24 protein-coding genes are annotated in these 22,141 nt (G+C 40.4%); 8 read left to right on the top strand and 16 right to left on the bottom strand.

From position 1 onward, the window contains the following. Positions 1–177 precede the first annotated feature (177 nt). On the bottom strand, positions 178–810 hold the full coding sequence (locus C7972_RS01900; RefSeq protein WP_110354504.1) for a 4'-phosphopantetheinyl transferase superfamily protein: 633 nt from the start codon (positions 808–810) through the stop codon (positions 178–180). Between the two features lie 188 nt (positions 811–998). On the opposite strand from C7972_RS01900, the gene ahcY reads away from it, so the two are divergent. Beyond that, on the top strand, positions 999–2,315 hold the full coding sequence (gene ahcY / locus C7972_RS01890; protein ID WP_110354502.1) for an adenosylhomocysteinase: 1,317 nt from the start codon (positions 999–1,001) through the stop codon (positions 2,313–2,315). Between the two features lie 108 nt (positions 2,316–2,423). After that, on the top strand, positions 2,424–3,527 hold the full coding sequence (locus C7972_RS01885) for an SDR family oxidoreductase (protein ID WP_110354501.1): 1,104 nt from the start codon (positions 2,424–2,426) through the stop codon (positions 3,525–3,527). Positions 3,528–4,413: 886 nt separating this feature from the next. Here the strand turns inward: C7972_RS01885 and rpmA are convergent. The 3 genes from rpmA to C7972_RS01870 all read right to left on the bottom strand — a co-directional run bounded on the left by rpmA (position 4,414) and on the right by C7972_RS01870 (position 5,789). Further along, entirely contained in the window at positions 4,414–4,674 is a 261-nt protein-coding gene (gene rpmA / locus C7972_RS01880; RefSeq protein ID WP_110354500.1) for a 50S ribosomal protein L27, read from the bottom strand. Between the two features lie 24 nt (positions 4,675–4,698). Further along, positions 4,699–5,232 (bottom strand): 50S ribosomal protein L21, encoded by a 534-nt coding sequence (rplU, locus tag C7972_RS01875; RefSeq protein ID WP_110354499.1) that lies wholly within the window; start codon positions 5,230–5,232, stop codon positions 4,699–4,701. 101 nt (positions 5,233–5,333) lie between these two features. After that, the gene (locus tag C7972_RS01870; RefSeq protein WP_110354498.1) at positions 5,334–5,789 is read right to left on the bottom strand and encodes a DUF4199 domain-containing protein; all 456 of its coding nucleotides are present in this window, start codon (positions 5,787–5,789) and stop codon (positions 5,334–5,336) included. A 950-nt stretch (positions 5,790–6,739) separates the two neighbouring features. On the opposite strand from C7972_RS01870, the gene C7972_RS01865 reads away from it, so the two are divergent. Beyond that, complete coding sequence (locus tag C7972_RS01865; protein ID WP_258364748.1) at positions 6,740–7,159, top strand: hypothetical protein; 420 nt, start codon at positions 6,740–6,742, stop codon at positions 7,157–7,159. Between the two features lie 7 nt (positions 7,160–7,166). On the opposite strand, the gene gldD is transcribed toward C7972_RS01865, so the two are convergent. Genes gldD through mutY form a run of 4 tightly spaced genes read right to left on the bottom strand, consistent with a single transcriptional unit; the run spans position 7,167 to position 10,594 of the window. Continuing rightward, on the bottom strand, positions 7,167–7,721 hold the full coding sequence (gene gldD / locus C7972_RS01860; RefSeq protein ID WP_110354497.1) for a gliding motility lipoprotein GldD: 555 nt from the start codon (positions 7,719–7,721) through the stop codon (positions 7,167–7,169). Beyond that, a complete protein-coding gene (locus tag C7972_RS01855) occupies positions 7,711–9,039 on the bottom strand; it encodes a gliding motility-associated protein GldE (RefSeq protein WP_110354496.1) in 1,329 nt (442 codons plus the stop codon). Before C7972_RS01855 ends, gldD begins: the two co-directional genes overlap by 11 nt. 25 nt (positions 9,040–9,064) lie before the next feature. After that, a complete protein-coding gene (locus tag C7972_RS01850) occupies positions 9,065–9,532 on the bottom strand; it encodes a single-stranded DNA-binding protein (RefSeq protein WP_110354495.1) in 468 nt (155 codons plus the stop codon). Positions 9,533–9,556: 24 nt separating this feature from the next. Beyond that, the gene (gene mutY / locus C7972_RS01845) at positions 9,557–10,594 is read right to left on the bottom strand and encodes an A/G-specific adenine glycosylase (RefSeq protein ID WP_110354494.1); all 1,038 of its coding nucleotides are present in this window, start codon (positions 10,592–10,594) and stop codon (positions 9,557–9,559) included. 130 nt (positions 10,595–10,724) lie between these two features. Here mutY and C7972_RS01840 point away from each other — a divergent pair, with 130 nt between their 5' ends. Together C7972_RS01840 and C7972_RS01835 are read left to right on the top strand one after the other, a co-directional pair. After that, a complete protein-coding gene (locus tag C7972_RS01840) occupies positions 10,725–11,015 on the top strand; it encodes an HU family DNA-binding protein (RefSeq protein ID WP_031445631.1) in 291 nt (96 codons plus the stop codon). A gap of 271 nt (positions 11,016–11,286) precedes the next feature. Beyond that, entirely contained in the window at positions 11,287–12,834 is a 1,548-nt protein-coding gene (locus tag C7972_RS01835) for a ribonuclease E/G (RefSeq protein ID WP_110354493.1), read from the top strand. Positions 12,835–12,899: 65 nt separating this feature from the next. Here the strand turns inward: C7972_RS01835 and C7972_RS01830 are convergent, their stop codons facing one another. Next, complete coding sequence (locus C7972_RS01830) at positions 12,900–13,838, bottom strand: DUF1080 domain-containing protein (protein ID WP_110354492.1); 939 nt, start codon at positions 13,836–13,838, stop codon at positions 12,900–12,902. 214 nt (positions 13,839–14,052) lie between these two features. Here C7972_RS01830 and C7972_RS01825 point away from each other — a divergent pair, with 214 nt between their 5' ends. Further along, entirely contained in the window at positions 14,053–14,535 is a 483-nt protein-coding gene (locus tag C7972_RS01825; protein ID WP_110354491.1) for a regulatory protein RecX, read from the top strand. A 194-nt stretch (positions 14,536–14,729) separates the two neighbouring features. Here the strand turns inward: C7972_RS01825 and C7972_RS01820 are convergent, their stop codons facing one another. The 3 genes from C7972_RS01820 to bioB form a co-directional block, all read right to left on the bottom strand. Continuing rightward, on the bottom strand, positions 14,730–15,239 hold the full coding sequence (locus tag C7972_RS01820; RefSeq protein ID WP_309148903.1) for a DUF6646 family protein: 510 nt from the start codon (positions 15,237–15,239) through the stop codon (positions 14,730–14,732). Between the two features lie 52 nt (positions 15,240–15,291). Next, a complete protein-coding gene (locus C7972_RS01815) occupies positions 15,292–16,149 on the bottom strand; it encodes a cupin-like domain-containing protein (RefSeq protein ID WP_110354489.1) in 858 nt (285 codons plus the stop codon). Between the two features lie 75 nt (positions 16,150–16,224). Next, positions 16,225–17,319 carry a biotin synthase BioB gene (bioB, locus tag C7972_RS01810; protein ID WP_110354488.1) on the bottom strand — a complete coding sequence of 365 codons (1,095 nt, stop codon included), beginning with the start codon at positions 17,317–17,319 and terminating at the stop codon, positions 16,225–16,227. A 561-nt stretch (positions 17,320–17,880) separates the two neighbouring features. Here bioB and C7972_RS23730 point away from each other — a divergent pair. Next, positions 17,881–18,048, top strand: coding sequence for a hypothetical protein (locus C7972_RS23730; protein WP_181422797.1), 168 nt, complete (start codon positions 17,881–17,883; stop codon positions 18,046–18,048). Next, a complete protein-coding gene (locus C7972_RS01805) occupies positions 18,048–18,338 on the top strand; it encodes a type II toxin-antitoxin system RelE/ParE family toxin (protein WP_110354487.1) in 291 nt (96 codons plus the stop codon). Before C7972_RS23730 ends, C7972_RS01805 begins: the two co-directional genes overlap by 1 nt. Positions 18,339–18,442: 104 nt before the next feature. Here the strand turns inward: C7972_RS01805 and C7972_RS01800 are convergent, their stop codons facing one another. The 4 genes from C7972_RS01800 to C7972_RS23725 all read right to left on the bottom strand — a co-directional run bounded on the left by C7972_RS01800 (position 18,443) and on the right by C7972_RS23725 (position 22,139). Continuing rightward, complete coding sequence (locus C7972_RS01800; protein ID WP_110354486.1) at positions 18,443–19,612, bottom strand: beta-ketoacyl synthase N-terminal-like domain-containing protein; 1,170 nt, start codon at positions 19,610–19,612, stop codon at positions 18,443–18,445. Positions 19,613–19,615: 3 nt separating this feature from the next. Further along, positions 19,616–20,884, bottom strand: coding sequence for an adenosylmethionine--8-amino-7-oxononanoate transaminase (gene bioA, locus C7972_RS01795; protein ID WP_110354485.1), 1,269 nt, complete (start codon positions 20,882–20,884; stop codon positions 19,616–19,618). A 139-nt stretch (positions 20,885–21,023) separates the two neighbouring features. Then, the gene (bioD, locus tag C7972_RS01790) at positions 21,024–21,635 is read right to left on the bottom strand and encodes a dethiobiotin synthase (protein WP_110354484.1); all 612 of its coding nucleotides are present in this window, start codon (positions 21,633–21,635) and stop codon (positions 21,024–21,026) included. A gap of 327 nt (positions 21,636–21,962) precedes the next feature. Further along, positions 21,963–22,139, bottom strand: coding sequence for a hypothetical protein (locus tag C7972_RS23725; protein WP_181422796.1), 177 nt, complete (start codon positions 22,137–22,139; stop codon positions 21,963–21,965). Positions 22,140–22,141 lie beyond the last annotated feature (2 nt).

The raw sequence follows: 22,141 nt of genomic DNA, 5'->3' as shown, positions 1-22,141 counted from the left end.
CAAGTTTTTACAAAATTAACTTTTCCATTAAAAGACTTGGAATTTATCTAGAAAAAATATTTCCGAATTGGCAGATGTATTACATTGATTACCAAATAGGACAATTGACCAAACCCATGAAAAAGAAGCTGCAATATTGGATTGGGAAACAGCGCCAACAGCGCATTTTAAAGGCCCCTAATTTTTAACGGCGTACACACAGGTATAACCTTCGAATTCCAAAAATTTAATATCGTAATGGGAGGTTTTTCCCTTATAAAGAATGGTGCCCGTAGTCTCCGTGTCCGACAATGAAAAATCCGTAATATCAATATGGTGCAAAAAACTAAGTCCATGTTGTGCATATATCTTGTACAAGGATTCCTTGGCACCCCAAACAATGGTAAGCTTTCTAATTAAGGCTTCTGCATTTGCAACAGTTTTATACTCCTCCAAAGGAGTATACTTGTTGGCTATCCTTAGAATTTTTTCACGTTGCATTTCAATATCGATTCCCACCTCTTTGGTATCCGAAATTATAATTCCAGTGAATTCGTGCGAATGTGTAATGGAGATGAACTTGCCATCGGTTAAATGGGGTTTGCCGGCATCATCGTAAAATAGATCATGATCCACATAGCCCTCTACCCCCATTAAATGTCTAATGCTCAAAAACCCCCTTCTGTGCAATTCGGACTTCATTCCCATCATACGTTTTTGGCAATGGGGCGTTAGTACAATTCCTTCAGAAAGCTGGGTTTCCGTTTCTTCAACCTTCCAAATCAAGAGCTTGGAGTTGTCTCCAACGGTTATTGTTTTATAAAGAGGCATTAGATTATTTAAGTTATTACTACCTTTGCAAATGCAAATTATAAGAAAATTGTTCTATTACTAAAATAAAAATAAAAAAGGAGAAGGAATAGGCTAATCGAAGATATTCTTCATTTATATTATTTTTAATCCAATCCTCCAGTTTATTTGAAGACGAATACGAACAATTAACAATAACAAAAAAGTTTATGAGTACTAAAACCATTCCATACATACCCTATAAGGTAAAAGATATTGGCTTAGCCAAATGGGGAAGAAAAGAAATTGAACTTGCGGAAGCCGAAATGCCAGGCCTAATGTCCTTAAGGGAAGAATACGGAAAAGAACAGCCCCTTAAAGGCGCCCGTATAGCCGGGTGTTTGCATATGACCATACAAACAGCGGTGCTTATTGAGACTTTAGTAGCTTTGGGCGCAGATGTAACTTGGAGTTCCTGTAATATTTTCTCTACCCAAGATCAGGCGGCTGCTGCTATTGCGGCAGCCGGAGTACCCGTTTATGCCTGGAAGGGAATGAGCGAAGAAGAATTTAATTGGGCCATTGAACAGACCTTATTTTTCGGTGAAGATCGCCAACCCTTAAACATGATCTTGGATGACGGCGGCGACCTTACCAATATGGTATTGGACAAATACCCAGAATTGGCTTCAGGTATCAAGGGCCTTTCCGAAGAGACTACCACTGGTGTCCATAGATTATATGAGAGGGTAAAAAAGGGAACCTTACCAATGCCGGCCATTAATGTCAACGATTCTGTTACCAAATCCAAATTCGACAACAAATACGGTTGTAGGGAAAGTGCAGTAGACGCTATTAGAAGGGCTACAGATACCATGCTTGCGGGCAAAAGGGTTGTAGTTGCAGGTTATGGCGATGTAGGGAAGGGCACGGCAGCTTCTTTCAAAGGCGCAGGTTCCATTGTTACGGTTACCGAAATTGATCCTATTTGTGCCCTTCAGGCAGCAATGGACGGATTTGAGGTAAAGAGAATGGATACTGTCATTGGAAATGCAGATATCGTAATAACCACTACTGGAAATAAGGATATTATACAGTCGCAGCATTTTAAAGCGATGAAGGACAAAATCATCGTTTGTAATATTGGCCATTTCGACAATGAAATAGACATGGCTTGGTTGAACAAAAATTACGGACATACCAAGGATGAAATAAAACCACAAGTAGATAAATACACGCTTGACGGAAAGGATATAATTGTTTTGGCCGAAGGTAGATTGGTAAACTTGGGATGTGCTACCGGACATCCAAGTTTTGTAATGAGCAACTCGTTCACCAACCAAACCTTAGCTCAAATGGAACTTTGGAACCATAGTGACAAATACAAGAATGATGTGTATATGCTTCCAAAACATTTGGATGAAAAAGTAGCAGCGTTGCACCTATCCCGATTGGGAGTAGAATTGGAAACTTTAAGACCGGAACAGGCTGAATATATTGGGGTAACCGTTCAGGGACCATTTAAGCCCGACTATTACAGGTACTAATTGCAATCCCATTTGGAAGATTCCAAAAACTATTTTAATACAAAACCAAAATCCTTATCACAGTCAAAGAGATAAGGATTTTGATTTTTTAATTCCTACACCAACCTAATGAACATACTCATAACCGGAGCAACCGGAACCTTAGGTTCTAGAGTATTATTTTCTATTTTGGAGCTTCGCTTTCAAAGTATTGAAACCATTTATCTTCCTGTTCGCAGGAAAACTACGGTTAGCCCTGAACAACGTATCAAAAATGTAGTAACCAGTGAATTCGCAACAGATTTTGTAAAGAAGAACCTTGCCGATGTCTTAAAAAAAATAGTCACGGTAGATGCGGAAGAATTATTAAATCCTACGTCCTTTCTAGGAAACACCAAATTGGATTATTTTATACACTCGGCCGGGCTCGTCAATTTATCTACGGATCCCGCCGCCAAAGAGGAAATATTCAGTCAAAATTTAGAGTTTACCAAAGAAATATTCAATGCATACCGCAGTAGCATTGTAAAATTCGTTTTTATTAGTACTGCATTTGCGGCAGGAAATATGGCCGGAATAATGCACAATGATTATACCCAAATAAAAAATGGCGACTATCGCAACCATTACGAAGCCTCCAAACACGCTTCTGAGAAATTCCTATTAAAAGCCGGGGAAGAAAACAATATTCCCATTCAAATATTGCGGCCCAGCGTTCTGGGAGGAAATATTAATGAGAGCCCACATTATTTTATATCAAAATACATGGTTTTTTACCTTTTTGCCAAGTTTTTTCACAATAGCAATTCCATGGATGCCATACGTATTACCACCAATACGGCTACAGGCTTAAATATTATTCCTACAGACTATGCTGCCCAGGTAATAGCCATGGTAATTTCTACTGAAATTCAACAATTGAACATTGTTAACTCCAAAGAGACGAATATGAAAAAAGGCATTTCCAAAATTTTAAAGGTCGTAGGTTTCTCTAATTTTAGTTTTACCGAGAATCAAATTAATACCTCAACAGGATTTTCCTCAAAATTGGAAGAGTATTACTACAAGACCATTGGGCTGCACTTACACCCTTATATGACCTCTAAACCCAATGAATGGGATACGCGCCTTTTGGAAAGTATTTTACCCATCCCCAACTACAACCTTGTGGATTATTTATCGGAAACCGTATCATATGCAAAGCTGAACAACTTTCGGAGCCAGCCCTGGTAGGATTTAACAGCCTAGGGACGATTAAAAATGCAAAAAGTCGCCATGGGACGTAATAAATCATAATTGCACATCCAGCAAAGGGATCAATCCCAAAAGTTGTGTGTAAATTAGAAAAAGAAATAATTTACTATCTAATTTTTGTGTCCTGTTCATTTTTTGCATCGCCCAAATGCGCAGCATTCATGAATACCTTTAAAAATCAATAGACCAGCCGATGAATAAAAAACGACCAGGGCCTACTAACCAAGGTACGGGGTACCTTGTGGTTAGGAGGAGCCAGCTGTAGCCATGGCCAAGCTGATTTTAAATTTCTTTAAATCTACGCACTTTCCATGGCCCCGGCGTCCAGGCCGCTTTCACTTGGGTGAAATGCTCTATGGACGCCTTCCGCCTTCCAATGTAAAAACCACTTGATTTAAGACGAAATCGAAGATTCACGAAAACCTATAAAAAACCTGTCTGCCGAAGGCAGGTCATAATAACCACTTAAGTAAATTGAAAATAGGCCGGTCCTTACGTTGCGTCAACCCTCCTGTGAGATAAGTCATTTCCGTTATTAAAAACCTTTGGGTATTGCCCTCAAGGTCTATCGTTTGGTCGTTCTTCTTCCGTCGTGGAGATGGCATGGCCGTTAAGAATTATTGAAGCCTTGGAAATAATTTAATCATTGGTTTTACTAAATTGCTCCTATTAATAAAAACTATTTATCAAAAAAACACGACTGATCAAATTAATCCCTTTTTTTCATAAACACAAAAATTGTTCTTGATCCGTAATAAATCATAATTGCACATCCAGCAAAGACTAAAAAATATCTTTAAATAAGTAAAACAAAAAACCCTCTTTGTTTCCAAAGAGGGTTCCTAAATCTTAAAAGATTTTCTTTTTAGGCTTCAAATGGTTCAATAGAAACATAAGATTTACCTCCAGCTTTCTTTTGGAACTTTACAAGACCATCTACCTTTGCATGCAAAGTATGATCTTTTCCAGCGTAAACATTCTCACCTGGGTTATGCCTGGTACCACGTTGTCTTACAATGATGTTTCCTGCAATGGCAGCTTGTCCACCATAAATCTTAACGCCCAAGCGTTTTGATTCTGATTCCCTACCGTTTTTAGAACTACCTACACCTTTCTTATGTGCCATGATATATAGTTTTTATTCTTGTTATTAACTTAAAGCGGCAATTAATTCTGCTTTTTTCATTGAAGAATAACCTTCAACTCCCTTAGCTTTTGCCAATTCCCTTAACTCAGCAACCGTGTTTTTACTCAAATCCTCGGTAGCTTTAGCTTCCACCTTCTTTGGAGCTTCCGCCTTTACCGCTGCTTTTTTAGCGGCAGGCTTGGCTTCTTTTTTTGGTTGCGCCTTCTTCTCGGATTTTTTGGCTCCAGAGGTAATGATACCTTCTATTACCAATTCGGTCAAATATTGACGGTGACCGTTTTTCTTTTTGTAACCCTTACGTCTTTTCTTTTTAAAGACAATTACCTTATCACCTTTTAGGTGCTTAATGACTTTAGCCTCAACAGCGGCTCCGTCTATAGCTGGGGCGCCAATTGTAATGTTACTACCATCTTCCAACAAAAGAACGTTATCAAAGGTTACTTTGCTACCTTCTTCGTCTTGCAAACGGTGAACATACACTTTTTGGTCTTTCGCAACTTTAAATTGCTGCCCTGCTATCTCTACAATTGCGTACATAGCTTGTGTTATTTATAAAATTTAAGAACAAGCCTAATATTTACTTAGGCGGGTGCAAATATACTCCTAAATCCTTAATCCACAAGTGATTTTTAAGATTTTTAAACCGATTTCCTTTTGAGGTTGTTGGAGGTCTTGAATAATTGCATAAATGAAAGGGTCAATACCAAGGAAGTTGCAAAGCCCATAATGGCAACAGTAAAGAACACAATGCCCTCTGAAGTATTATAATCCCTGAACCAAACCGTGGAGAGCTCCTCCAAAAACCCCAGATTTATCTCCGTAGCATAAAAGGCAAAAAAAATGGTGAAAATCAATGTACCCACAAACCCGGTAACAATCCCCGCAGTAAAACCTGTGCCATAATTAAAGGAAGGCCCTTCCTTGACCCTAAAGTATTTAATGGCCTCATATATTCCGAATCCCGTTATTACACCATTAAAAAGACTATAAAAAATATTGGTGTGGAGGTTAAAAAGGGACAGTAACAAGAAATAGGCAATTAATGAGCCGCTAACAGCTATGCCAAACCTAATAGGAAGTGCAAATTGTTTCATTGTATAGAATTTTTAGGTTATGGATTTAATTTACAGAATTTTAATGATTTATACACGAAAATTAACATGGAATTATTTGAATGCCCACATTTGCCTATGAAACCAATCGCAAAGACGGATAATAGTACCCAAATTTCCCGGATTCCGCCGAAAAGGGCGGGATTAGTTCAACTTGCAATTTTAAGTGCGCCTTACAGACTTCCCAAAATTGAGTTTCACTAATAAAAGGAATCGACCCCAAGGTCGAGGTAGTGGACCTGGATCCCGCCGAAAAGGGCGGGATTAGTTCAACTTACAATTTTAAGTGCGCCTTACAGACTTCTCAAAATTGAGTTTCACTAATAAAAGGAATCGACCCCAAGGTCGAGGTAGTGGACCTGGATCCCGCCGAAAAGGGCGGGATTAGTTCAACTTACAATTTTAAGTGCGCCTTACAGACTTCTCAAAATTGAGTTTCACTAATAAAAGGAATCGACCCCAAGGTCGAGGTAGTGGACCTGGATCCCGCCGAAAAGGGCGGGATTAGTTCAACTTACAATTTTAAGTGCGCCTTACAGACTTCTCAAAATTGAGTTTCACTAATAAAAGGAATCGACCCCAAGGTCGAGGTAGTGGACCTGGATCCCGCCGAAAAGGGCGGGATTAGTTCAACTTGCAATTTTAAGTGCGCCTTACAGACTTCTCAAAATTGAGTTTCACTAATAAATTTGGGATCAATAGGAATATGGACGGTTATTGGATCCATTACATAGCAACAGATACAGTATGCAACACAAACCCCTTCAATTTTCATGGGAATGGTATTTAAATCGTTTATAAAACGTTCATAATTCAGTATCTTTGGCAACCTAAAATGTACTGATCTGGACCATGTGAAAAACAATTGGCCCCATTAAATATTAACTTAACAGGCTTCTTTGGCCAGCTGTAACAGCAATAAACCTTACCCGATGACAAAAAAAAAATTAATCCTTATGCTATCCGTTCTAATTGCGGTAGCCTACTCCTGTAAAGATCAAAACAATGATAATTCACAGATGAAAAACGTAATGGCCATTCATGATGAGGTAATGCCCAAAATGGGGACCATAGGTAAATTAGTGTCGCAATTGGACGAAAAAATTACTAATGATGCCTCTTCTGACGACTATGTAGCTGCCAGGGAGGAATTAAAGGTGGCACACAAAGCTATGATGGACTGGATGAAGGGTTTTGGCGATCGTTTTGATGGCGACGAAATACTCAACGGAAAAGCATTGACGGAAGAAAAACAAAAATGGCTGGATGAGGAAGAGTCAAAGGTGAAAGCCCTTAAGGATCAAATAAATTCCAGCATTGGGCAGGCAGAAGAATTATTGAAAGACAATTAGGGGATTGCTATCCCTTCCAACGTAATGATTCAATAATTTTGCGAATATCCTTTTGAAGGTGTACTGCTGCAGGCAAAATAGAGTCATAATTCGGCTTGGCATAAAAATACAATGACCCGGTTACAAAGTGTTTTGTACTATCCGTTACATAAAACTGGGATTGGGAGGCTGCATTACCCTTTACTTCGTAATACATTCCATAAACCTTATGGGGTTCATTGACCACAGGTTCCTCATAAATGCCGTCGGCCTTTACAACATGCTCGTAGCTCAGTTTTTGGGCATCGGTAAGCAGTTTGTCCAAATTGCCCTTCACTGCCTTATAATTAATAAAAATAGAGCCTTTCATAAGGGGGTAGTCCAATGTAAAGGAAGTATTGGACTCGGATTTTAATCTGGCCATTTCATTGTACTTGACAGAAAAGTGTTCTGTTTCCAACATCCCTTCCTTTCCTGAAGGATATTCCAATCTAAGCATAGCCTTTGGTTTGGGCAAAACATCGTCCTTACAGGCCGACACAAGACATAGCAAAAAAATAAGAAGTACGGGATTATGCTTCATGTGGCAATGTAATTTTTATTTGTTTCAAACGTTTTTTATCCAGGCTCTCCACAACAAACTGATAATCCTTAAACCTTACCACTTCGCCTCTTTTGGGAAAGCTTCCGGCTATTTCCAGGACAAAACCTGCAACCGTTTCAGATTCCCCTTTTTTCTCCTCAAAATCATCCTCATCCTCAATCTTGGCTACCCTATAAAAATCCTTCAAAGCTGTTTTGCCATCAAAGACATAGTTAAAATCGTCCAGCTTAGAGAAAATTAGGTCCTCATCGTCAAACTCATCACTAATATCCCCTACTATTTCCTCTATAATGTCTTCAAGGGTCACTATTCCGGAAGTGCCGCCATATTCATCCACCACAATGGCCAAATGATTTTTTTTAGACTGGAAATCCAGCAACAAATTGTCCAATTTTTTGTTCTCGGGAACAAAATAGGGCTCCCTGATCAGGGACATCCAATTAAAGGTTTTTCGATCGATGTAAGGCAGGAGGTCCTTAACATAAAGTACGCCCAACACGTTGTCCATATTTTGGGAAAAAACCGGTATTCTGGAATACCCATGGGTTTTTATCTCCGCCAAGACTTCCGTAAATTTCATTTCCTCATTAAGGGCAAAAATATCGATTCTTGGGCGCATCACCTGTTTGGTATCCGTATTTCCAAAGGAAACGATCCCCTCCAGTATTTTTTGTTCTTCTACCGTGGTGTCGCCCTCCGAAGTGAGTTCCAAGGCCTGGGACAAATGGCCTACGTTAAGATTGGATTTCTGTTTGCCCAATTTATTGTAAAGGTATATGGTTGCCGACCTCATCGGTAAACTTAAAGGCGAAAATAGAAAATCCAAGACCTTTAATGGAAAAGCCATAAAAAAGGCAAAGGTAAATCTATTGCGGTTTGCGTATACTTTGGGTAAAATCTCCCCAAACATCAATATTAAGAAGGTAACCACTACTACCTCCAAGAGAAAGCGTACCGGAACAAGTCCCAAGATAACATAGGTAATGTTAGAGAAAATGGTGTCGCCAATATTATTGAACAACAATACCACGCCAATATTTATGGCATTGTTTGCAATTAAAATAGTTGCCAAGAGTTTTTTGGGACGATCCAGAAGTGTAACTATGATTTTCCCTTTGGCCGTCTTTTTTTCCCCTATCCCGTTGACATCGGTTTGGGATAGTCCAAAAAAAGCGACTTCGGCCCCGGAAATAAGGGCGGAAAAAGACAACAAAATAAAAAGGAATGCGATTTTAAAAGCAAAACCGCTATCGATTGCAATAAAATTCAATAATAAACTAAGGGGGTCTGGGTCCAATAGTCAGTTTTTAAATTTAATTAGATTAGAATGGTAAATCATCTTCCTCTTCAGCTCCGTTGTTACTTAACGGCTCATTGGCCTTATTTGTTGTGGCAGATGCACCCTGCTGTGGTTGATTTTGGCTACTTGATTGGGCGTTGGCCATACTTTCTTTTTTCGTGGTCAAGAAAGTAAAATCCTGAACATGCACCTCGGTTGTATACCTGGTATTGCCATCTTCCCCTTGCCATTGACGGTTTTTAAGTCGGCCCTCCACATAAATCTTATCCCCTTTACTCAGGTATTTTTCGCAGATTTCAGCGGCCTTGTTCCGCACCACAATATTATGCCAATCCGTGTTGGTTACCCTTTCCCCAGTCTGCTTATTGGTATAGGTCTCATTGGTAGCCAATGGGAATCTCCCTATACAGTTACCACCTTCAAAAAAGTGAATTTTAACCTCATCTCCCAAATGCCCGATCAGCATTACCTTATTTAGTGTTCCGCTCATAACTCAAAGTAAAGTTCAAAAGTACTAAATTTTAAACGTTTTTATAAAATCTGCAATTAAAACTGGAACAGGATATTTATGAAGTTCAGCTATTTGTATGCCATTCTCAAGTTTGGATTCAAAGGTGATGATCCAAAACCTAGTATGCAAATGTTGGTGTGAAAGTTTATGAACTATTTCACTTTTATTATAAAGGTAAATTTCCGAGGGCTCCTCCAAGGCTACCAATTCCTTTAAATTCCCTTCAACTTCTCCCTGGCCAATATACTTTTCGGTTTCCATTAAAGGAAATTCATATAAATTTTGCCAAATTCCCTTTCCTTTGCGCTGCTGCAATAAAGTCTGCCCGTCTTCGTCTACCAATACCAGGTAATTAAAATAACGTTTGCGGATCTTGTTCTTTTTTATTTTTACCGGCAGTACACCTACTTTATTGGCCGCAAAGGCAACACAGCCACTTTGCAAGGGACATTGGCCACAATCCGGACTCTGCGGAGTGCATTGCAGGGCCCCAAATTCCATAATACCCTGATTGTAGTCCCTTATGTTATTGGGGTCCATAATTTTTTTGGCCAATTCCTTGAAGTACAAAATGCCTTCCGAACTGTTTATGGGCAAGTCTATACCAAAATATCTGGCCAAGACCCTATGGACATTTCCATCCACCACTGCCTCTGGTCTATCAAAACAAATAGAGGCTATTGCCGAGGCCGTATAATCGCCAATACCTTTCAATTGCAACAGCTCCTTATAAGTGTTTGGAAATTTTCCATTATATTTTTCCGTAATTATTTTTGCGGTGGCATGTAAGTTTCTGGCCCTGGAATAATACCCCAAACCTTGCCACAACTTAAGCACCTGCTCTTCGGGTGCCGCGGCCAAATCCTGTACTTGGGGAAAAACCTCCACAAACTTCAAATAATAAGGTATACCTTGGGCTACGCGGGTCTGTTGAAGCATAATTTCCGACAGCCAAATACGGTAGGGCTCATTGGTACTACGCCAAGGAAGAATCCTTTTATTTAGTTCGTACCACTCTAAAATAATTCTGGAAAAGTTCATTTACTTGGGCCTAATTTACAAAAGTAATGGTTTACCAACTTAAAATTAAGTTCCTTAGCAATGAAAGATTGAATTTAATTCATATATTTGCATCCCGAAAAAAAATTCTTTAGAAATTTATTTAGTTAAAATGACGAAAGCGGAAATTGTAACGAAAATCTCAGAAAAACTGGGAATTGAAAAAGGAGATGTACAAGCAACTGTGGAATCTTTCATGGATGAGGTTAAAACATCTTTAGAAAGCGGAGACAACGTATACTTAAGAGGTTTCGGCAGTTTTATCATTAAAACAAGAGCTGAAAAAACAGGTAGGAACATATCCAAAAATACTACCATTAAAATCCCCGCACACAACATCCCAGCCTTTAAACCGGCCAAGGTTTTTGTAGAAGGTGTAAAAAGTAATGTACAAGTCAAATAAAATATTATTAATCTTAAAAAGTAGACCTCTATGCCTAGTGGTAAAAAAAGAAAAAGACATAAGGTAGCTACCCACAAGCGTAAAAAACGCCGGAGAGCTAACCGACACAAGAAAAAGTAGTTGTAACGACTACTTTTTCCTTTTATACGTTCCTTGACATAGAAATTCACAAAAGAATTTCGACGGGTTTATACAACCTGTACAAATTATTGTTTAATCATTTGTCCCCACTTGTTATAAAGAGTGGCGGGATGAATATAAATTAATTCAGGTGAATAGAGAATTAATCGTAAGATCTAGTTCCAATGCCGTTGATTTTGCCTTGCTAAAGGATGGAAAACTCACTGAATTACACAAAGAAGAAGACAGTAACGACTTTGCCGTTGGCGATATTTTAATTGCCAAGGTAAGAAAACCGGTAACTGGACTAAACGCAGCCTTCGTAAATGTAGGGTATGAGAAAGATGCCTTTCTACATTACCACGATTTGGGGCCGCAACTAGCTTCTATGTTGAAATTCATTAAAAAAGTTAGCACTGGAAAACTTAAGGACTACTCTTTAAGTAATTTTCAGTTTGAAGAAGATATTGACAAAAATGGTAGCATCACCGATGTTATTAAAGCCAATCAATCCTTACTCGTACAAATAGTAAAGGAACCCATTTCCACAAAAGGACCACGAATAAGCTCTGAACTTTCCATAGCTGGCCGTTACTTGGTCATGGTCCCTTTTTCCGACCGCGTTTCAGTTTCTCAAAAAATTGAAAGCAAAGAAGAAAAAGATAGGTTAAAAAGACTCGTAAGGAGTATTAAACCAAAAGGGTTTGGCGTTATTATCCGAACAGTAGCAGAAGGCAAAAAAGTAGCAGAACTAGACAAAGACTTGCAGAATTTACTGAACAAATGGTCAGTAATGTGCAATAAGATCCAAAGAGCACCGCATCCATCCAAAGTTTTGGTAGAGCTTACAAGGGCTTCTTCCATTCTTAGGGATGTTTTTAACGACTCCTTTACAGGAATCCATGTAGATGACGAAACGCTTTTTGAGCAAGTAAAAGATTATGTGCATGAGATTGCACCGGAAAAAGAATCTATTGTAAAATTGTATAGTTCCAATGTTCCCATCTTTGAAAAATTTGGGATAGAAAGACAAATTAAAACTTCATTCGGCCGTACAGCTTCCATGAGCAAAGGTGCCTATTTAATTATTGAACACACCGAAGCACTTCACGTCATAGACGTTAACAGCGGTAACCGTTCCAATAAGGCCAAGAATCAGGAAGACACAGCCCTAGAAGTAAATTTATTGGCCGCCTCTGAAATCGCAAGGCAATTACGCCTCAGGGATATGGGAGGAATCATCGTGGTAGACTTTATCGATATGGGTAAAGGCGAACACAGAAGACGCCTTTTTGACCACCTCAGGGATGAGATGAAAGACGACAGGGCCAAACACAAAATACTACCCCCAAGTAAGTTTGGACTTATACAAATTACAAGACAACGGGTCAGGCCCGAAATGAACATTAAAACAAGTGAGGAGAACCCCAATGGCTCCGGTCAGGAGGTAGAGGCCCCAATTGTTTTGATCGACAAGATAAATGCAGATCTGGAAAAACTCTTAAAAGGTCCGGCAAAGGACAATGGGATTATTTTAAACATCCATCCATTTATTGCCGCCTATATAACCAAAGGGTTTCCATCCATTCGTTCCAAATGGTTTTTGGAACACAAAAGATGGATTAAGATTCAACCCAGGGATGCCTATACGTATCTTGAGTATCGTTTTAAGAACAAAGACGGTAAAACCATATACTAAACAAAAAGCGACTTCCAAAACGGAGTCGCTTTTTTTGTTTTAGCGCATTAAATCACTCTACAGAATTAGTCTATCCTGGGAGTAACAATTATATTCCTAAATTCTATAGGACCGTGATCCCCCTGAAAGTACAAAGGTCCCGGTTCCCCTTCCTTACTGTCCAAAGCCCCTCCGGTTATACCAGGGATAATTTGATCACTGATCACCGTTGTTCCATTGGCTACCACAGTTACCCTTCTCCCGATCAAGGTAATATCGTATTCCTGCCATTCACCAGCTGCTTTGGCCACTACCTCATTAGGGGTAAGGAAGCCATATACGCCACTGTATTCCACATCCGAAGGCTCTGCCCCCTTACTGTCTGTAATCTGCACCTCATAGCGTCCTCTTAAATAAACCCCACTATTACTTCCCTTGGGATACTTGAACTCCAAATGCAATTTAAAATCGCGGAACTTTTGTTCCGAAACCAAATTGGACCCAGATCTAGGACTTTTTAACACCCCTGATTCCACTATCCACTGGTTTTCCCCCATGGCCTGCCACCCAGACAGATCCTTGCCGTTGAACAACTTAATGGGCTTGCCCCACTTAGGATTTTTGGTGTACTCCAATTTAGGGGCGCGAGTAGCCACCCAATTATAAGTTTTTCCGTTGGTGTATAACATGGTGCCCTTTAGGACATCACCGGTCATGCTTCCTTCAAACTCCATATAACTATTACCGTCTTCCCATTGCGGGGGAATGGCAAAACTAAATTTTCCATCCTGCATTTTTACCTCAGAAATTGGCCTGGCACTACCCATGGCATAAACAAACCTACCTACCAAGGTTCGGGAACCGGAATGACGGATTTCCAACCATGAAGGAAGCTCTTCCCCTTCCTGGGAAATAACCATATCCCAACGCCCCTCTATGGGGTTAATTTGCTGGGCCATGGACAAAGTAGTACAAGCCAGTAGTAGGCTTAAGGCTACCACACACATCTTAAATTTATTATTCATTTTAGAGATTGTTTTATGAGTTGTAAATATAATTACAATATACCTACTTCACCAATTAACAATCCTAAAATAATACCACTTATAGCCTTGGGGCTTTAAGGTTTTCAATAAAATAACGGCCTTGATTTACCAATTCCACAAACCAACGTATATTTACAGTAATTATCCACCGAATTGGCAGGAGCAATAATACATCCAGATTGTTATTTACCCAATGATAATTCCAAAAAATTCCTATACCGTAGACGAAGCCACCAAGAAATTGGAAGGATATTGCGCCTATCAGGATCGTTGCCATAAAGAGGTGATTTCCAAGTTACGGGAAATGAATATGATTCCCGAAGCCATAGACGTGGTTGTAGGACATCTTATTAGAGAAAATTACCTCAACGAGGAACGCTTTGCCCGAAGCTTTGCCCGGGGTAAGTTCAATATAAAAAAGTGGGGGAAAAATAGAATTGAAAATGAATTGAAGTACAGGGAAGTCTCCAAATATAATATAAGGTTGGCCATGGAGGAAATAGACTCCAAAGAATATTTAAAAACCTTTAATGCCCTTGCCAAAAAACGCTTGGCAGAAATAAGGGAAAAAGACCTGCAAAAACGGAGAAAAAAACTGGCCGACTATCTTTTGTACCGCGGGTGGGAAAGTGGCATGGTGTACGAAAAAGTATATGAACTGGTTCCCAATACATAAAAGGTATTCAAACTCAAGGCAGGCCTGTCTGTGGCTGACATAGGCAGGCCCTGAACCTTTATCCCGCCGAAAAGGGCGGGATTAGTTCAACTTGCAATTTTAAGTGCGTCCTACCGACTTCCCAAAATTGAGTTTCACTAATAAAAATAGACCTTCGGCCCCCTCCTTTAGGAAAGGGCCAAGGATCTTATATTTTAATTAAGATTAAAAGAGGCCCCAATGGTGAATACAAACTGATTGTGCAGTTTTTCAGCCGGTGTTAGGGTATCCGTATTATACTTTGCCAGTGGGGCGTTTAATTCGGAAAATACACCAAAGCCATCGCTAAAAAAGTAGCGGATACCCAAATGACCTCCAAAATTTTTAAGACTTAAGTCCAACCCCGGATAAATATCCACATTGTCCCCCAATTGAAAAACACTGCCCAAATTGGCATTGAATCTTGCCTTTAGGTCTATTCTGTCCCCAAAATCGGCATCGATCAATTCTACCACCCCCAATACATAGGAAGACGCCAGGCCAATTGAAAAGTTCTCGCCCAAACCGTAATCATACGTCAATACAATTCCGGTACCATTTTCCTGAAAATTGGTCCCTATCTGAAATTTCATATCTTCCTTACCCTCAAAAGCCTGTGCACTAACAGAGGACACGGCCAAAACAAATACCAACCCAAGCAATAATTTTCTCATAATTAACTTCATAATAGATTTTATTTAAAGGGGACAAAGATATTCCTTTCCTTAGATAATACGCTTAGGACAACTGTTTATTTGTCCTTTCTATGGCCTGTTCATTTTTCCAGTCTATCCACTCCTGACCTTTTAATTTTCGCATAATATTATCGTAATAACGCATCACCAATACATTGTAGAACGCCCTTCCCAAATTCACCGGATTTCTTGCCATTGCCCTTAAGCTCATAGAAAAACCCGGGCTTATATATTTCATGTAATGCCAATACCCTTCGGGCATATACAACACCTCCCCATGTTCCAAACGGGTTTTATACCCTGAGGCATGTTTTAATGCGGGCCACTTTTCATAATCGGGATTGGAAAAATCTATGCTCTCATGGGTAATCAACGAATGTGGCACCTTATACAGGTACTTGTTTTCGGACTGGGGGAATAGAATAATCTCCTTTATTCCTGCGAAATGGAAATGGAAGATATTGGCAAGATCAATATCGTAGTGCATAAAGGTATGGGAATCGGCACCACCAAAAAAAAGCATGGGCAACCCCTTCATTAGGTTAAGACCAAAATCAGGGAACGTGTAATCCTTTTGAAGCTCTGGAACCTCCTTAAGAATATTCCATAAAAAAATGCGATATTTTGTAGGCTCCCTTTGCAAGAGGTCCAGGTAATCGGACATTTTCATGGTAGCATGGGGCTCGTTAAATCCGTCCTCATGATGTACCGGCCGGTCATCATAAAGTGGAACAATTTTGTTGCCGGCCACCTGCCTCATATATTCAAAATTCCATTTGGAATAGGCTGGCCATTCTTCAATGCACTTTTCCAGTACCACTGGTCTCTGTGGTCTAAAATAGTCATTGAGAAACTCTTCTTTGGAAATATTAGCTACCCTTGGAATCTCCTTTAAGTTCAATCTAGTCTGGTTGTTTAAGCTAACAAAGTTAAAAAACCTAAAATAAGTTACCTTACAATTTTTTCCAACAAAGGATTACTCTGTAAGATTGGCCTTCTTTTTAGCGGCCTCGTTCCTGTCTATAATATGGCCTGGCCTGGTCCATTTTGGCTTTTCGCCTTTGGCTTCGTACCGGGAATCCTCGGCTTCCACGGTTTTTGGCTGGGAAACCTTGGTGAAAGCTTTTTGTGGGTTTAGCCCCAAAAGTTTAAACATAGCCATATCCTCGTTAACGTCCGGATTAGGGGTTGTCAACAATTTATCCCCGGCAAAAATAGAGTTGGCACCTGCAAAGAAACACATAGCCTGACCTTCCCTGCTCATTTGCGTACGCCCTGCGGACAAACGGACCTGGGTTTCCGGCATAATAATTCTAGTAGTGGCTACCATACGTACCATGTCCCAAATAGGTATGGGAGGTAGGTCTGCCATAGGGGTACCTTCAACTGCCACCAAAGCATTGATCGGCACGGATTCTGGTTGCGGATCCAAAGTGGAAAGAGCCACCAGCATACCTGCCCTATCCTCCAAAGCTTCGCCCATACCAATAATACCTCCGCTGCAAACGGTAACATTACTCTTACGTACATTGTCTATAGTATCCAAACGGTCTTTAAAAGCACGGGTAGAGATCACATCTTTATAGTAGTCCTCTGAAGTATCCAAATTATGGTTATAGGCATAGAGTCCGGCTTCAGCCAAGCGATGCGCCTGGTTCTCGGTAATCATTCCCAAGGTACAGCAAACTTCCATGTCCAGCTTGTTAATGGTACGCACCATCTCCAACACCTGGTCAAACTCGGGTCCGTCCTTAACATTTCTCCATGCAGCCCCCATACACACCCGTGAACTTCCGGCTGTTTTGGCACGCAAGGCTTGGGCCTTCACTTGGGAAACGCTCATAAGATCATTGCCCTCCACCTTCGTATGATAACGAGCGGCCTGCGGACAATATCCACAATCCTCAGGGCAGCCCCCCGTTTTAATGGACAGCAAGGTAGATACCTGTACCGTATTGGGATCATGGTTTTCCCTGTGCACGGTGGCCGCCTCATAGAGCAGCTCCATAAACGGTTTATTGTAAATATCCAGTATTTCCTGTTTGGTCCAGTTATGTCTTACTTCGCTCATACTTTTTAGTTCTTGGGGCTTCCCCGACTTCCTTCTCCTGCAAGGTGTAGACCTACAAGGTCGTCAAGACCTTGCAGGTCCTTCTTGTAGGTGTTAAAGGAAGTCGGGGTCGGGCTTTTCGCTATATCTTTTTCAGTTTACCCTCGCCAGGCTCGGTAAACACAAAAAGGATGCCGCTGCAATCCCTAAGCCAACATCGATTTAAGCGTCAAAAATAACCTATAATCTGCAGAAATTGCAAAATTCCATTCCTAAATTCATAGATAATGCTATTTAATAAGGGCTAAAAAAAACTTTGATAAGTTATAAACGGACTATCCAGGTAGTTGACAAACTATTCTATCCCTTAATAAAAGGAATTATGGTCTTCCTATAATAATACGCACCGCTTTACCCTAAAGTCAACTGCATTCTCCATTACTTTGTTTATCTCAATGGAAAGAAACTTTTGGAACTTATATTGTATCTTTACTTTAAGCAATAAGAAATTATTATGGCAAGCATCGATTTAAGAAATACGGTCCGGGAGTATATAGATAAGGCAGACATAAGGCTTTAAAAATGATTAAAGCAATGGCGGAAAGCTATCAAAATGACGAGCAGGAGCTAACTTTAAGCGAAGAACAATATCAAATGATCGATAAGCGTAAGGAAGCCCATGTCAATGAAGAAAGTAATACATTAACTTGGGAACAAGTTAAACAAAATGCCAGAAATGCTGCACAGTAATGGCATATAGTTTAGAGGTTATAAACGATGCCAACCTAGAAATTATTGAAGCCTATCCCTATTACGAGGAAAAAAGAATTGGTTTAGGCGAGGAATTCTTGGAACATTCGGATTTCTATTTTGAACGAATTATAGCCAACCCTAAAAGCTTTCCCCAAAAACGTAAACCATACAGAGAAGCATTTTTAAAACGCTTTCCCTTCTTAGTTATATATGAAATCATTAATAATAAAGTGATAGTTTATTCAATCTTCAATACTTGGCAAAATCCCAAGAAAAAGAAGAAATAATTCTAGTTGCGTGCCAATTCATAGTCATCCGTAGAATTTATAATGAATACTTCTCCTAAGGGTTTGTCACAACAGATTTTTATTCCTTCTGTTTGCTTCCACAATTAAATCTTACCCAAAAGGACACTCACCGCATTCCCACCAAAGCCCACTGCGTTTACCATTATCCTATTGATCTGTTTTGGAACGGCATCGTGCTTCACATATGGCACTCCTATAAACTCTTGGTACTGCAACATCAACACTGCCAATTCCAAACTCAACATTCCCGAGGCACCAAAAGAATGTCCAAGCTTCCATTTATTAGTGGTCAAAGCCGGCATGTCTTTTCCAAATATTTTTTTAATGGCCGCTACTTCGGACAAATCGCCTTTTATGGTTCCGGGAGCATGCAATACCACCACATCCACCTCCTTGGGATCTATCCCCTCCAAAGCCATTTTCATAGATCTTTGAAAACAGACCGCATCGGAGGAAATGCTAATATTGTGTTCCAATATTTCGGTAGCGTATCCCAAGCCTTCAATACGGGCAAGGGCATTTTGGATATTGCCTTTCTCCAAACAGGCCATGGAGGCCGCTTCGCCCAAAACCATGCTGTTCTGTTTCTTGTCCAGGTCCAAAGCTTTACAGGGAAACCCTTCCGATTCGCTCGGATCATACCTGGAATACACCTTTAAGGCCTTCATCTGTGCAATGGTAAAGGGTGTTAAGGGCGCCTCGCTACCTCCCACCAAAAATTTATTGGCCATGCCACTTTTCAGCCATGCCACCCCGTTCAGCAGGGAATGCAGGGCAGTGGAACAAGTAATGGAATGTGATATTTCCGGGCCCTGTGTCTGTAAATCATGGGCCACCCAGGAAGAAATATTTCCTAAAGTCGTAGTAGGCGAGGACAAGGTAGAAGCCTCTCCATTTTGGATAAATTCGCTATGGTATTGTTCAAAAAGTCCCGTAGCACCCCTCGAAGATCCAATGTTTACTCCAAAATTGCCATCCTTCCAACCCGCTTGGGCTATAGCTTCCCTAGAGGCATATATGGCATATAGTACAGAAGGATCCAAGTTTTTATACTTGGAATCCGAATTTTTTAAATCTAAAATCTTTATTTGTGCATCCTCCGTTAAGGCTGATCCCCAAGCCGCTACCGTGCCATAGTTTTTCTGTTGTAAAAAATGGTCTGGACGTTTATAATTTTCCCAGGCCTCCTTCAAGGAAGTGCCCAAAGGGGAGATAGACGATAAGGCCGTAATATAAATAGGTTGGTTCTGCATGGGTTAAAAAGAATTAAGAACTTCCTTTATACTGTTGTAGATTTTTTGCATTTGCTCCCTAGTGGTGATATAGGGCGCCAAAATGTAAATAGTGTTGCCTAGAGGTCGAAGAAAAACACCCGAATCCATAAAATGCTTAAACAGTTTATCCCTAACATTGCCATAGCGTTCCATGGTAATATTGAGGTCCAGCGCATAGATTATCCCTGTTTGCCTGGTAGCTGCTATCTTGGGATGATCCTTTATTTCGGCATCGAACCCTTGATGCCATTGTATTATTTTACCAATGTTTTTTTGAATCCCATCCGAGGTCAGCAATTCAATACCCGCCAAGGCCGCGGCACAGGCCAAGGGATTAGCGGTATAGGTATGGCCGTGAAATAGCCCCTTTGCAATATCATCGCTATAAAAGGCATCGTACACCTCCTGGGTACAACTGGTCACCGCCATGGGCAGCATTCCCGCCGTAAGAGCCTTGGACATACATATGATATCTGGCTTCACCTCCATATAATCGGAGGCAAAATGTTTTCCGGTCTTCCCGAAGCCAGTCATCACCTCATCGGCAATAGCCAATACGTTATGGGATTTTATCACTTTCAGAATTTTCTCCAAATGTTCTGCCTTGTGCATTTTCATGGCTGCCGCACCCTGCACCAAGGGTTCGTAGATAAATCCGGCAATGGCATCCAGATTTAGGGTATTTTCCAATTCCTGCAATAGATTCCCAATATTGTCATCCGTTGGAACAGGAATCCGTTTTACATCAATAAAATAATCCTCAAAAGGGCCGTTATATACGGACAAACTGGAGACGGACATCGCCCCGAAAGTATCCCCGTGAAAACCATCGTCAAAAGCCAAAAGAACAGCACGCTTTTGCCCTTTATTATGATGATACTGTAAGGCCATTTTTATCCCAATTTCGGTTGATGTGGAACCGTTATCGGAAAAAAACAATTTTTCCTGATTGGAAGGGAGCAAAGTGATCAACGCCTCCGAAAGCGCAATGGCCGGTTCATGGGTAAATCCACTAAAGACCACCTGATCAAGTTGTTGCATTTGTTGGTAGACCTTAGCTATTATGGCATCATTACAATGTCCGTACATACAGGTGTACCACGAGGAAATTCCATCTATATATTCCTTGCCCTGCTCATCGTACAATACTGCCCCTTTCGCTTTAACAATGCCAAGCATTTTGGGGTGCAGTTTATGTTGTGTAAGCGGGTGCCAAAGGTGCTTTTGATCTCTTTCCGAAAGACTTTTCACTTGGATATCCTTTTTAAATAGAAGTACAAAGATGGGGAATAATGACTAAAAACACTATCCCGATCCCAATTCATTTTGGGGGGATAATCAGACCATAATCCCTATTGGAAATTAGAAAATATTTTATCGTCCAACGATATTACAAAGCCATTAAGGCAGGACGCAGTTCTTCTGCGTATTTCCTAACAACCTCCTTGGTCAAGGAAGCTTCCTGACCAATTCTCCCCAAGACAGGGACTCCTGTAATTTTAGTAATAATATCCTCAGAGGCGGTGTTGGGCTCCCCATTAAAAAGTACGGCAACATCATAGCCCTTTAGCAAGAGCCATTTAATGGTCAGAAGGGAATGATTAATGCTTCCCAAATAATGCTTCACCACAACTATAACATGATACGTTGGCATAATAATATCCAATATGGTATCGGAATCATTTAGGGGAACCAATACCCCACCTGCACCTTCTATTACCAAATGGTTCTCCGTTTTGGGCTCCGTTATTTTATTGTGGTCTATATAAACCCCTTCCAAAGCAGCGGCCGCATGTGGACTAATGGGCGCTTTTAGGGAGTAATTGCTTTTATGTATTACCGTTTTGGTATTTGAAATTAATTTGGAAATTGTTTCGCTATCAGAATCGTCCCCAGTCTGAACGGGTTTCCAGTAATCTGCCTGCAAGGCTTCGGCCATAACTGCCGAGGCGATTGTCTTTCCTACATCTGTTGATATTCCTGTTACAAAAAATTGTTTCATTCTAGCTTGGTTCTGTTATAAACTCACAATTTAGACATTTATACTTTCTTTTTTCAAAAAATGGAAAAAGTTTATAAAAAATCCCTTTCCTGTTATAATAAAAGGTATTAAACCTCAGGGCAGGCCCTGAACCCAGATCCCGCCGAAAAGGGCGGGATTAGTTCAACTTGCAATTTTAAGTGCGTCCTACCGCCTTCTCAAAATTGAGTTTCACTAATAAATCTCCATTCTCTGAGCATTGCAATTGGGACAACTCCTTAAATTTCCTTGGTCATCCATAGCATAGGCCCTAACTTCATTATAGATTTCCGTAGCCTTTTCCTTATCTCAATAATACACCTGTAGCTTCACTCCGCCTATGGCATTGCTGATGAGGGGGTCGGAATTGAGGGTGTTCTCATCCCTTAGAAATACAGGGATACCATCGGACTCCAACCGTCCTTTTAGTATTTGAACATCGGCTACAAACTCAAAGGCAGCTATGGTATAAAATTCTGGGGTCATGT

This window comes from Arenibacter sp. ARW7G5Y1 (genome assembly GCF_003201775.1).
Lineage (GTDB): Bacteria > Bacteroidota > Bacteroidia > Flavobacteriales > Flavobacteriaceae > Arenibacter.
The sequence above is the reverse complement of the archived record's forward strand: the minus strand, read 5'-3'. Positions and strand labels throughout refer to the sequence as shown.